This is a genomic window from Embleya sp. NPDC008237 (assembly GCF_042956465.1).
Taxonomy (GTDB): domain Bacteria; phylum Actinomycetota; class Actinomycetes; order Streptomycetales; family Streptomycetaceae; genus Embleya.
In genome coordinates, this window is sequence record NZ_JBIBGL010000006.1 from 93,855 (window position 1) to 105,976 (window position 12,122).

General features: G+C 76.0%; 9 protein-coding genes. All 9 read left to right on the forward strand.

The annotated features are described in order from the left end of the window. Window positions 1–73 precede the first annotated feature (73 nt). The 9 genes from ACFZBU_RS17370 (at window position 74) to ACFZBU_RS17410 (ending at window position 12,055) form a co-directional block, all read left to right on the forward strand. Complete coding sequence (locus ACFZBU_RS17370; protein ID WP_391584444.1) at window positions 74–838, forward strand: hypothetical protein; 765 nt, start codon at window positions 74–76, stop codon at window positions 836–838. After that, a complete protein-coding gene (locus tag ACFZBU_RS17375) occupies window positions 835–1,533 on the forward strand; it encodes a peptigoglycan-binding protein LysM (RefSeq protein WP_391584445.1) in 699 nt (232 codons plus the stop codon). Before ACFZBU_RS17370 ends, ACFZBU_RS17375 begins: the two co-directional genes overlap by 4 nt. Beyond that, complete coding sequence (locus ACFZBU_RS17380) at window positions 1,530–2,765, forward strand: phage late control D family protein (protein WP_391584446.1); 1,236 nt, start codon at window positions 1,530–1,532, stop codon at window positions 2,763–2,765. Before ACFZBU_RS17375 ends, ACFZBU_RS17380 begins: the two co-directional genes overlap by 4 nt. Before the next feature lie 98 nt (window positions 2,766–2,863). Beyond that, window positions 2,864–3,517, forward strand: a complete 654-nt coding sequence (locus ACFZBU_RS17385) for a phage baseplate assembly protein V (protein WP_391584447.1) — start codon at window positions 2,864–2,866, stop codon at window positions 3,515–3,517. Window positions 3,518–3,599: 82 nt separating this feature from the next. Then, complete coding sequence (locus ACFZBU_RS17390; RefSeq protein ID WP_391584448.1) at window positions 3,600–3,878, forward strand: PAAR domain-containing protein; 279 nt, start codon at window positions 3,600–3,602, stop codon at window positions 3,876–3,878. A gap of 2 nt (window positions 3,879–3,880) precedes the next feature. Continuing rightward, on the forward strand, window positions 3,881–4,333 hold the full coding sequence (locus tag ACFZBU_RS17395; RefSeq protein ID WP_391584449.1) for a GPW/gp25 family protein: 453 nt from the start codon (window positions 3,881–3,883) through the stop codon (window positions 4,331–4,333). Then, a complete protein-coding gene (locus ACFZBU_RS17400) occupies window positions 4,330–8,610 on the forward strand; it encodes a hypothetical protein (RefSeq protein WP_391584450.1) in 4,281 nt (1,426 codons plus the stop codon). Before ACFZBU_RS17395 ends, ACFZBU_RS17400 begins: the two co-directional genes overlap by 4 nt. 3 nt (window positions 8,611–8,613) lie before the next feature. After that, complete coding sequence (locus ACFZBU_RS17405; protein WP_391584451.1) at window positions 8,614–10,881, forward strand: hypothetical protein; 2,268 nt, start codon at window positions 8,614–8,616, stop codon at window positions 10,879–10,881. A 229-nt stretch (window positions 10,882–11,110) separates the two neighbouring features. Beyond that, the gene (locus ACFZBU_RS17410) at window positions 11,111–12,055 is read left to right on the forward strand and encodes a hypothetical protein (protein WP_391584452.1); all 945 of its coding nucleotides are present in this window, start codon (window positions 11,111–11,113) and stop codon (window positions 12,053–12,055) included. Window positions 12,056–12,122: the final 67 nt, after the last annotated feature.

Below are 12,122 nucleotides of genomic sequence, written 5' to 3' on the forward strand. Positions count from 1 at the left end.
CCAAGCAACTCGAAGCCCCCCACCAAGCACTCACACCGCACACCGCGAGACCACATCGCGAGAGGAGAGGACCGTGACCCTCACGGGAGCGCGCGCACCCTCGACCCGTTGGCCGGTGCGATCGGCCGCGGCGTCGATGCTCGCCGGCATCCGGGCCCGGGCCGAGGCGATCGCCGGTCGCCGTGCGGCGGGCCGGGACGAGGCCCGGTTGCCCGGGATCGCTCTCGTGCTGCACACGCCGCCGCGCCCGGTGCCCCAGCGCGCACCGCGCCCGGCGTCCGTGCCCGCTCCGGACATCCGGCGCTGCGCACACGTACGACTGGACGTGCGGGTGAGCGTGCCGCGGATGATCGCCCTGGCCGGGCCGCCGGGCGGTGGGTGGTCCGGGTCGCCGCCCGGCGGGTCGGGCCGGTTGCCCGCGCCGGTGTTGCGTACCGCCTTCGCCGGAACCGGCCGGGCGGTTGCCGAACGTGCGCGCGTGACGCGGGAGTTGTACGAGCAGGGGGCCGGCCACGGTCGACGGATCGAGGAGCCGGGGCATCCCGGCGCGCCGGCGCGTGCTGGGGCGCCGGCCGCCCTGCCCGGCCGGATCGGCGGGCCCCGCGGCGGATTGACGTTCGTGCTGCCCGGCCGCCCGCTGTCGGCCCCGGACGCGGCCGAGCGGCGGCCCGCGCCGGCCGACGGATCGGTGCGCGGCCGGTCCGAGCCGACATCCGCCCACGGCACGGCGGCGCCCGCGCTCACCTCGGCCGACCTGCCGCGCCTGGTGGACGGGGTGGTCCGGGAGATCGACCGCCGGGTGCTCGCCCGCCGGGAACGTCGGGGGTGGAGCCGATGACCGTGATGGAACGCGCGACGATCACCAACACCGTCACCGGTGCGCGTACCCGCGTGTTGTTCAACCCGGAGGACTACACGGTCAACCGGGAGACCACCTACGCCCAACTCCCGGTGCCGGGACTGTCCGCGCCGGTCGTGCAGTTCGTGCACGGCAACGCGCAGACGCTGGAGATGGAGCTGTTCCTCGACGCGTTGGAGGCGAACGACCAGGCGGGTGCGGGCAGCGATGTGCGGATCCTGGTCCGCCGGATCGTGGATCTGATGGACATCGATCCCACGCTGCACGCGCCACCGCCGCTGGTGTTCGCGTGGTCGAGTCTGACCTTCACGTGTGTGCTGACCCGGGTCGCGCAGAAGTTCGTGATGTTCAAGCCGGACGGCACCCCGGTGCGGGCCCGACTGACGGTCTCCTTCGGCGAGTTCCGCAACGTGGACATGGAGGCGAAGGAGGTCAAGCGGCAGACCTCGGACTACACCAAGGCGCATACCGTGGTGGCCGGGGAGAGTCTGCAACTGATCGCCTGGCGCGAGTACGGGTCGGCGTCCGCGTGGCGGCCGATCGCGCTGCACAACGGCCTGGACGATCCGCGGGTGTTGCCGGTCGGCGCGACGCTGCACCTGCCCCGCCTGCCGTATCGGGATCCGGCCACGAACGAGGTCTTCGACGCGCCGCCCCGGGAGGTGCCGGCATGAGCGCATTTCCGCAGTACGCCCCGGAGATGCGGCTGCGCTTCGCCGGCCGACCGGCGCCGGCGGCGTTGCGCGGCTCGGTCACCGGTGTGACGTGCCAGACCGGCATGGGCGACGCCGACCGCCTGGAGATCTCGCTTGCCAACGAGGGTCTGCGCTGGCTCGACGACCCGCTGTTCCGCCTGGACACCGAGGTGGGCATCGCGCTGGGCTACGCGCCGGACGAGCCGCGTCGGTTGTTCACCGGCGAAGTGGTCGGCACCGAGGCGAGCTTCCCGTCCGACGGGATGCCGATGTTGCGGGTGGTCGCGCAGGACCGGCGCACCCGGCTCGCCACCGCCTCGCCCGCGCGCTGGTTCGGTGTGCCGGTGCCCAAGCTGGGGGTGTTTCCGTTGCCGGATCCGGTGGTGGCGCCGGTGCTCGCGGTCGAGCACGGCATGATCCCGCTGCTCGATCCGCTGGGCGCGTTCCTGTCCGCCGCGCTGGGTGTGGTGGACGTGGTGGCCTCGGCGGAGGACCCGAGCATGCGTCAGCGCGTGGTGCGTCGGCAACAGTCGGAGACCACGCTGGACTTCCTGAAGAAGATCGCCCTGGAGAACGCGTGGGAGCTGATCGTCGAGCACGACGGCGAGCCGTCCGGTTTCGTACTCCGGTTGATGTCGCCCGCCGGCAACCTCTCCTCCGATGTGACGTTGCGTCATGGGCGTTCGCTGATGGAGTTCACCCCGCGGATCAGTACGGTCGGCCAAGTCGCCCGGGTGTCGGTGCGGGTGTGGCGGCCCGAGGTGCGGCTGGAACTGACCGTCTCGGTCGGCTACGACTGGGACCGGCAGGCGCTCACCATCGAGGTGACCCCGGGATTCGGGTTGCCCGTCGCGGGCAAGGCGGCGGCCCGCGAGGTGCTCCTGGTGGACGAGCCGGTGACCATCGCCACCGCCCCGCGGCTGATCGTGTCCAAGCTGCTGCCGAGGCTGAACCGGCGTACCACCGCGAGTGGTTCGTGCGTGGGCGACCCGCGGATCAGCGCCGGGCGGGTGTTGCGGATCGAGGGCGTCGGGGAGACGTTCGGCGGCCTGTGGCGGGTGGTGTCGGCACAGCACACCCTCGACGGCGGTGGCTATCGCACCTCGTTCGACCTGCGCAAGGAGATCTGGTTCGGCGCCGTCCCGCCCGCGTCGCAGGGCGCGGTGCGGGTCCAGGGCGGGCTGTTGTCGCTCCCGGCGCCCAACTCGTGAGCCGATGGGGCCGCTTGCGTGTCGCCTGCGCCGAGCGGCCCGTTCGTCCTTGCCCCGATCCGTTTTCGACGCACCGCTCGATCCCTGGGAGGACCGGCATGTTCGAACCGCTCTTCGACGCCCTCGACGACATCCACGAGTCCGACAGTCCGCGGGTGACCGGCGTGGCGCCCGCCACGGTGGTGGACAACCTGGACCTGACCGGAGCCGGGCGGGTGCAGGTCAAGTACGCGTGGTTGCCGGGGGTCGAGCCGTGGGCGCGGGTGTGCGCGACGGTGGCGGGCGACGGCTCGGGGGTGTGGTTCATGCCACAGCCGGACGACGAGGTGCTCGTGGCGTTTCGCAACGGCGACGTACGCGAGCCGTACGTGCTGGGCGGGTTGTGGACGATGACCTCGCGTCCTCCGGTGGATCTGCCCATCGACTCGGTGAGCAAGCGGGTCATCCGCACCCCGGTGGGTCACGAGGTGGTCATCGACGACCTCGTGCAGTCGATCACCCTGTCCCACGCGCTGGGCCACTCGATCGAGATCGCGGTCGACGGGATCACCCTGTCCGTGGCCGGCGGCGCCGCGAAGATCTCGCTGACCGCGTCCGGCGCGGTGACCGTCGCCGGCACCCGCTCGGTGGACGTGAGCGGCCTGGACGTGAGCGTCAAGGCCGGCAACGGCCTGGCGGTGAACGCGACGCGCGCGGACGTGCGGGCCGCCGCCACGTGCAGCATCCAGGGTGCGCTGGTGAAGATCAACTGACCGCGCCCGCCTTGCTTTCGTCGCCGAACTCCCCGTGCTCCCGCATCCCGAGTACACCGAACCACCCGCCAAGGAGGCAGCCGTGCCCGCAGCAGCACGCGTCACCGATCCCACCGGCCATCCCGGCATGGTCGCGGGACCCGGCGTGCCCACCGTGTTGATCGGTGGGCTGCCCGCCGCGGTGCAGGGCGACATGCACGCGTGCGCCTTCCCGCCGCCCGCCGCGCATCCGCCGTCGCCGTTCACCAAGGGCTCCGCGACGGTGCTCGTCGGGGGGCGCGGCGCGCTGCGCCAGGGCGACCCGGCGGGTTGCGGTGCGCCGGTGGTGGCGGGCGTCCCGACCGTGTTGATCGGAGGCTGACGGTGGCCGAACCGAATGCGCCGCTCGATCCCGACCCCGTGCGGCGCACCCCCGACGATGCCGCCGTGCTCGGTCGCGGCTGGGCCGCGCCGGCCCGGCTCGACCCCCTCGGCGAGGCGGCGCAGGCGGCCGGGCCGGAGAAGGTCCGGCAGTCCGTACTGCTGATCCTGGGCACGCGGCGCGGTGAGCGGGTGATGCGCCCGGACTTCGGTGCGGGACTGGAGGACATGTTGTTCGAGCCGGTCACCGCGGCCACCGCCGCGCTGGTGCGGCTGCGGGTGGAACAGGGCTTGACCGCGTGGGAGCCGCGGATCGACGTGCTGGCCGTGGACGTGTCGGTGGCCGATCGTGCGGCGGGTCGGCTCGACGTGCGCATCGACTACCGGATCCGGGCCACCAACACCTTCTACAACCTCGTCTACCCGTTCCACCTGCACGAGGGAGCGGCCACGTGAGCGCGCCGCGCAGTCGGGCCGAGGTGGTCGCCGCGCTGCTGGCCGCCCGCACGGGCTGGGTGCCCGACTGGCATCCCACCCCGGGCGGAGCGTCGCTGGGCGTGGCGCACGGACTCGGCGCGTTGCTGGCCGCGTTGGAGGAGCGGCTGGCCGCGCTGCCCGATCGGCAACTGGCCGCGCTCCTGGACATGGTGGGCGTGTCGCTGCTGCCCGCCCAGGGTGCGGTCGGCACGGTGCTGCTCCAGGCGCTGCCCGGGATCGGCGGGGCGCGGGTGAGTGCCGGAACGCGGCTCGGCGCCACCGTGCCCGGGCAGGACGCGCCGTTGATCTTCGAGACCCGCGAGACGGTGGCGCCGGCGGGCGCGCCGCTGGTGGAGGTGTGGAGTCTGGACCCGGGCGCGGACGCCGCCGCCGACCACTCGGCCGACGTGCCGGCCCGCCGACCGGTCACGCTGTTCACCGGACTGCGGCCCGCGGTACGGGAGTTGTACCTCGCACACGACACGCTCCTGGCGTTCGCCGGGCGGGCCGACGTGCGGGTCACCGTGGCCCTGCGCCGGTCCGCGTCGGCTCCGCTGCAGATCACCTGGACGTGGTGGGACGGCGCGGCCTGGCGGCCGTTCGCACCCTGGGGCGACGGCGACGACACCTCCCGGGACGGGACCGCGGGACTGACCCGCTCCGGCACCGTGCGGCTGGTCGCGCCCTGTGCGACGGCGGTGGCCACCACCGTCTCGGGCATCGAGTCGTACTGGCTGCGCGCCCGGCTGGACTCGGAACTCGGCGGCCGACCGGACTTCGTGGTGCCCGAAGTGGCGCACCTGCGGCTGGCGGTGGTCGGCACGCATGCCCGGCTGGCCCTGTTCGCGGGCCCGCCGACCGGCACGGACACGACCCTCACCCTGCACGCCGCGCACGGTACGACCGCGCCGGCCGCAGCCACCGTGCACGTCGTGGACACCACCGCCGGCGGCAAGGAGAACCAGGCCGCGAAGCCCGGCACCCCGATCGCGCTCGCGGCCGAACACCTGGGCCACACCGTACGGTTCGGCGTCACCGTGCCGCCCACCGCCGCCGACACCTTCACCGCGGGCACGGGCGCCCCGCAGCCGGGCGTGGACTACTTCCCGCTGGACGACCCCGACGACCTGACCGCGCCGTCGGCCCTGGACGCACCCGCGCACCTGGACCTGACCCTGCGGACCGGCCTGGTGCCGGACAAGGCGGTCGCCGACGCCCAAGCGGTGGACCTCACCCGGGCGTTCACCCCGCTGGGCCCGGCTCCGGTCCGCGGCAGCACCTTCCACGTGGCCTGCGATGCCGCGTTCGCCAAGCCCGGTGCCCGGGTGACCGTGGTGGTCGGCCGGCCGCGCACCGCGGCGGAGGAAGCCGACCAGCGCACCGGCGAACTGACCGGGGGGGTGCAGAACGCCAAGGAGTTCCGGGACAAGACGGTCGCCGACATCCGCACCGTGGCGACCAGGCTGGCCGCACTGACCGCGGTCAGCGGAGACCTGGGACGAGCGGTGGTCTCGCCGCTGTCCGGCGAGGACCCCACCACGTGGTACACCCAGGTCAAGGCGCATCTGCGGGACGCACTGACCTCGTTGCGCGGCGCCGCGCAGGCCGAACCGGGCCTGTTCACCGACGTCGGCTCCGCCCGCGACCACGTCAAGTCCGCGCAGACCGCCGCCGATCCGGCCGCCGACCTGGCCGCCGCGCTGGCCGCACTCGGCGGCGCCCCGCGCGCGAGCGCCGCACTGCTGCTGGCCACCGCCGACGTGGCCGGGCAACTCTCGGCCGGCGCGGGCACGTTGACCGCGCCCCGGGCCGCGCTGGCCCAGGCTCTCGCGGGCGGCACCGACGCGCAGGTGGTCGCCGCGCACGGCGCGCTCGCCTCCGCACTGGGCACCGTCCTGGCCACGCCCACCCCCTACCTGGCGGACACTCCGCTGCCGTCCTTCCTCGACGCCGACCCGCAGGTGTTCGTCACCGACGTCACCGCGCGCATCGACGCGGCCAAGGCCGCGGTGGACACCCAGGTGGCGAAGGCCCGCGCGATCGCCGGGGCGCTGGAGAACCTGGCCCCGGAGGACCTGCTCAAGGCCGTGGCCGGGGCGCAGACCCCGAACCAGCTCACCGCCCCGGAGGTGACCTGGGAGTACTTCGACGGCACCCGCTGGCGGGCGATCGGCGCGGCCGGCGCCCCCGCCGTCCTGGCCCTGCAACGCTCGGGAGCCCTGCACTTCACCGTGCCGGACGACTGGGCGCCGGCGTCGGTCACCGGCGACGAACGCCGCTGGTTGCGGGCCCGCCTGGAACGCGGCAGCTTCTCGTTCCTGCGCCAGGTGAGCTGGACCGACAAGTCCGGCGTGCTCAACTTCCTGCCCGTGGTGGAACCCCGGCCGCCGGTGCTGGACCGGTTCGAGGTGTTCTACCGCCACGTCGCCGGGCCGGAGGACCCGCGGCACACCCTCGCACTCGACGACCACGCGTGGGCCGACCTGACCGCCGCCCTCGCCTTCCCGGGAACCGGCGCGACCCCATTCCGGCCGATGGCCGAGACCGCCCCGACGCTGTACCTGGGTTTCGACGGCGAACTGCCCGCCGACCGCCTGGGCCTGTACGTCGAGCCCGCCGACGAGGACCCCGACGCGGTACCGGCGCGGCCCGTCTGGGAGGGCCACGACGGCACCGGCTGGGTCGCGCTGGCCACCGACGACGGCACCGAGGGCTTGACCCGCGCCGGCGTGATCGGCCTGATCTGGCCCGGGGCGGGCGGCCCGCCCGGGGCGCCGGTCACCGGCGCCGCCGACCGCACGGTCACCCTGCTCGGCCGCGGTGCCGCCGCGCGATTCGCGCCCGGCGACCGGCTGTTGCTCACCGACCTGCGCGGCGGTGAAGCGGTGATCGTGGCCGCCGCCGACGGCGAGAGGCTCACCGTGCGCGACCGGCTCTCCCGCGCCTACGCCGGCGGTGAACTGCGCGACGCGCCACCCGCCCGGTTCGGCACACCGCGCACCTGGATCCGGGCCCGCTTCCCGGCCGAGGCCGACCCCCCGCGGCCGACTCTGAACGCACTGGTGCCCAACGCGGCACGGGTGCGGCAGGTGGAGACGATCACCGACGAACTGCTCGGCTCCGCCGACGGCAGCGCCGGCCAGGTCTTCCGGGCGCTGCGCACGCCGGTGCTGGAGGGCGCCGTGCTGGAGGTGCGCGAACTCGACGGCGACCGCGCGTCGGTCGACCTGCCCCTGCTGCGACGGGAGTTGGCCGAGCGGGCGGACGCGGCGCTGCGCACCGTGGCCGATCCGCGCACCGGCCGGGTCACCGAGGTGTGGGTGCGCTGGGACGAAGTGACCTCGCTGGGCCTGGCCGGCCCGGCCGACCGGGTCTACGTGTGCGACCACGCGAGCGGACGGGTGGTGTTCGGCGGGAACGGACACGGGCGGGTGCCCGCGGTGGGCCCGGACAACGTGCGGTTGCGGGTGTACCGCTCCGGCGGCGGCGCGGCCGGCAACGTGCCCGCCGGGGCGATCACCCAGGCGGTCGGCGCGGTGGCCGTGGGCGGGGTGAGCAACCCGCGCGGCGCGAGCGGCGGCACCGACGCCGAGCGCTTTCCGGACGTGCTGCGCCGCGGCCCCACGCTGCTGCGGCACCGCCGGCTGGCGCTGACCGAGGCCGACGTGGCCGCGCTGGCCCGGGAGACCGTCCCGGCGATCGCGGCGGCCCGCGCGCTGGGTGCGCGCGACCGGCACGGGCGCGTACTGCCGGGCGTGGTCCGGTTGGTCGTGGTGCCGCGGGACGGCAGTGACCGGCCGCAGGCCGGCGGCGAACTGCTGCGCCGGGTGCGCGACGCGGTCCGCGCGCGGATGCCGGCGGCGGCCCGGCTGGTGGTCGAGGGCGCGCGCTACTTCCCGGTCGGGGTCGCCGCCACCGTGCGACCGACCCGGGCCGGCGACGCCGGGCGGGTACGCGGCGCGGTGCTCGCCGATCTGGGCCGCTTCCTGCATCCGCTCGACGGCGGCCCGCACGGGACCGGTTGGCCGTTCGGCCGCGGTGTGTACCTGTCCGATCTGGCCCGGCGGCTGGAGGCGGTGCCCGGGGTGGACGTGGTGACCGCGCTCGACCTGACCGTGGACGGGGTGCCGGCCGGCGACGCGGTGCCGGTGGCCGCGGACGCGGTGGTGTGCGCGGGCCCGCTCGTGGTGCGGCTCGCCGGCGCGGCGGAATCGGGGTCGTCCCGGTCGCCGGGATCACCCCGAAGGGAGTTGTGAACCATGCCCCTGTTCCCTCCGAGCCTGGACACTCGACGCTGGCCGGATCTGGTCGCCGAGGCGCGGGCGTTGTTGCCGCTGGAGAGCCCGCAGTGGACCGACCACAATCACTCCGATCCCGGCATCGCGGTGCTCGAGATGCTGGCGTGGCTCGTGGACACCGACGTCTACCGGGCCTCGCGGGTCACCGACCGGCACCGGCGCAAACTGCTCGCCCTGCTCGGCGTGCACCCCGCCCCGCCGAGCGCGGCGCGGGTGGTGCTCGCGGTCCGGACCGGCCCGGGCGCGCCGCCCGAACTGCCCGCCCGGCTGGGCTTCGTCGCGCACGGAGCAGACGCCCCGATCGGCCTGGAGACGTCGGAGGCGGTGCCGCTGACCGGCGCGTCGGTGGTCGCGGCGGGCACCGACGACGGCACAGCCGAACGGTTCGGCCACACCCTGGGCTGGACCGATCACACCCCCACGCTGCTCGCCGGCACCGCGGTGGACGCGCTCGGCCCCGACCCGCGGGCGGGCGCCGCGCTGGTCCTGGGCCTGGATCGGGCGCTGCCCGCGGGCACCGTGCTCGCGCTGTACCTGGACGCCGACACCGCCACCACCGGCGGACCGGACCCGGGCGAGGCCGCCGACACGGGGCCGCACCACGACGCACGCACCGTCTGGGAGGCCCGCGCGGGCGGTGCCTGGCAGCCGCTCGCCGACGTCGTGGACCGGACCGGGGCATTGACCCGATCCGCCGCGGTGCGACTGCGGATCGGGCCGGCGGCGCTGCCGGTCGAGCCGCTCGGCGCGGCCGGGACCCGGGCGTGGCTGCGCTGCCGGCTCGACCGGGGCCGGCACGACGCGCCGCCGCGGGTGCGCCGGGTGCTGGCCGACGCGGTCGAGGCGGTCCAGGCCACGGCGGCCGTCGGCGCCTACGAGGTCGCCTCGACGGCCGTGCCGGCCGGTGCGGCGACCCCGGTCGAGGGCGCCCGGATGGCGCTGGCGATCACCGTGGACGGCGCGCGCGTGGTGCGGACCCTGCGCACCGACGACCCGGCGGCGCCGGTGGTGCGCATCCTGCGCTGGATCGCACCCACCCCGGCCGCGCACGGACGGCTGGTGGCCGAACTCGTCGCGGCAGGCGTCGGCGACGGCGCCCCGGAGCAGACCTTCACCCTGCCCGGCGGCGCGATCGCGCCGGACGGCCCGACGCCCGGCCCGCACCGGGTGTGGCTGGCCGATCCGGCGGGCGGCGTCGAACCGGTCCGGCTCGTCCCGGACCTGGACGCCGCCGGCCGTACCGACCTGCATGCCGTGCTCGACGCCGCGACCGGCACGCTCACCTTCGGCGACGGCCGTGCCGGCCGGGTGCCCGAGTCGGGTCGCACCGTGCTCGCCGCCTACCGCACCACCTCCGGAGCCCGCGGCGCGGCCCTGGCCCCACCCGCACCCGTGCGGGTAGCGCCCGACGCGCGCACCCGCGTGCTGCCGGCCGGGCCACCCGCCCCCGGCGCGCTCACCGTCACCCTGGTCGGCCCGGCGACGGGCGGCACCGACGCCGAGGACACGGCCGCCGCCGCGGCCCGGGCCGAACGCGGGTTGTGGGCGCACGAACGCCTCGTGGACGCCCTCGCCGCGGCCGACGCACACTCCCTCGACGAACTGCCCCGCGCGGCGGTGCTCCGGCTCGCCGCGCCCGAACGCGCGGTGACCCTGGCCGGTGTCGAGCGCTGCGCCCTGGCCACCCCCGGCACCCGGATCGCCCGGGTCCGCGCATTCGCCGACACCGACCCGCGACTGCCGGGCCTGGTCGCCGCGGGCTGTGTGAGCGTGGTCGTGGTGCCGTCGCTCCCGCGGGGCCGACCCGAGCCCACCGCGGGCCTGCTGCGCGCGGTGCGCCGGCACCTGGCCGGGCTGCGTACGACCGGCACCCGGCTGTTCGTCACCGGGCCGCGCTACGTCGTGGTCGCGGCCGAGGTGACCGTGGCGCTGCTCCCGGGCGCCGACCCGAGCGTGACGGCCGCGGCGGTACGGGCCGCGCTGGAGACGTTCCTGCATCCGATCACCGGCGGACCACGCGGCACCGGTTGGCCGTTCGGCCGTGACGTGCACCGCAGCGAGGTGCTGCGCGTGGTGGACGAGGCCGCCGGCGTGGACCACGTCACCGCGCTCGCGCTGCGGGCCGACGGCGGCCCGGCGGGCTGCGGCGGTCTGTGCGTGCCGCCGACGGCACTGGTGGTGCCGGGCGAGCACGTCGTGCGCGCGGTTCGGGCGGGGGCTGCGCGGTGAGCGTCGCCGGGAGGGCATGTGGTGCGTGTGGTTCGGGCGGGGGCTGCGCGGTGAGCGTCGCCGGGAGGGCATGTCGTGCGTGCGGTTCGGGCGGGGGCTGCGCGGTGAGCGTCGCCGGGAGGGCATGTCGTGCGTGCGGTTCGGCGAGGGGCTGCGCGGTGGGCGTGACCGCGGCCTCGTGGTCGGGGCCGGGTGGTTCGGAAGCCGGTGTCCGAGCGGAGGCACCCCGATGACCGCGATCCCCGACCGGGTGGTGGAGGAAGCCGGCGTGCGGTTGGCCGCGGCCGATCTGCGCGACCTCACCGCGAACGAGGCCGGGCAGTCGGCCCGGCACACCCGCGCCGCGCATCGCACGTGGGGCGTGGCGGTGGGCCTTGCGGTGTGGACGCTCGGCGGCGGGCGCCTCCTGGTCGAACCGGGGGTGGCCCTCACCCGCGACGGCGACCTGATCGTGCTCGGCGGCGACGACGTGCTCGCGGTGCCGGACGCCGCCACCGGCTCGCTGTCGGTGGTGCTGCGCCGCGAGTGCGGCGGGCCGCGTGGCCGACCGCGTCTGCTGGCGGCCGGCGAGCTCGCCGGGCCGGGTGATGTGCCGCTCGCGGTCTACCGGACCGACGTGCGCGGGCTGGACGTCGGCGACGGGGCCCGGCGCAGCGCGCGCCGGCCCGGCCCGACCGTGCTGCTCGCGGGTCGGCTGGCCCGGGGTGCCGTCGCCGCGGAGGGTTCGCGTGTGCGGTGGTCGGCGCGGGTCGACTTCGTGCGTGCGTTCGCTGACGTGCCGCAGGTCTTCGTGGGCGCCGAGGGGCCGCCGCCGGCCGGGACCGCCGGCACCACCGTGCAGGTCGCGGAGGTCGACCCGGCCGGGTTCCGGATCACCGTGCGGCACCCGCTGCCCGAGTCCGGCGACGTCGACGAGCAGCCGAGGGTGTCGGCCGTGCCGATGGCGCTCGCCTGGACGGCAGTGCTGGGCGCGCGACCGGTGCCGGCGCTGTCCGGGCCGGCCGACCCACCGTGCCCGGTGCCGTGCACACGACCGGTGATCCACGTGCCGCGCGACCTGCAGGCCGCGGCCTCATCCGAAGGCCGAGACGCGCCCACACCCGGCCCCGTTGCCACGGCCGCCGATTCGCCCGGTGTCGGGCCGGGTCGGCGAGAGAGAGGAGAGCCCGGATGAGCGGCCCGACTGCGAGCGGGGCGGTGGCCGAAGGCCGTGCCGGGCTCGACGCCGTTGGTGTGGCCGG

Bases quoted from the DNA above. Each gene is read 5' to 3' on its own strand.
- ACFZBU_RS17375 (WP_391584445.1), top strand. From the start codon at position 835: ATGACCGTGATGGAACGCGCGACGATCACCAACACCGTCACCGGTGCG.
- ACFZBU_RS17380 (WP_391584446.1), top strand. From the start codon at position 1,530: ATGAGCGCATTTCCGCAGTACGCCCCGGAGATGCGGCTGCGCTTCGCC.
- ACFZBU_RS17385 (WP_391584447.1), top strand. From the start codon at position 2,864: ATGTTCGAACCGCTCTTCGACGCCCTCGACGACATCCACGAGTCCGAC.
- ACFZBU_RS17405 (WP_391584451.1), top strand. From the start codon at position 8,614: ATGCCCCTGTTCCCTCCGAGCCTGGACACTCGACGCTGGCCGGATCTG.
- ACFZBU_RS17410 (WP_391584452.1), top strand. From the start codon at position 11,111: ATGACCGCGATCCCCGACCGGGTGGTGGAGGAAGCCGGCGTGCGGTTG.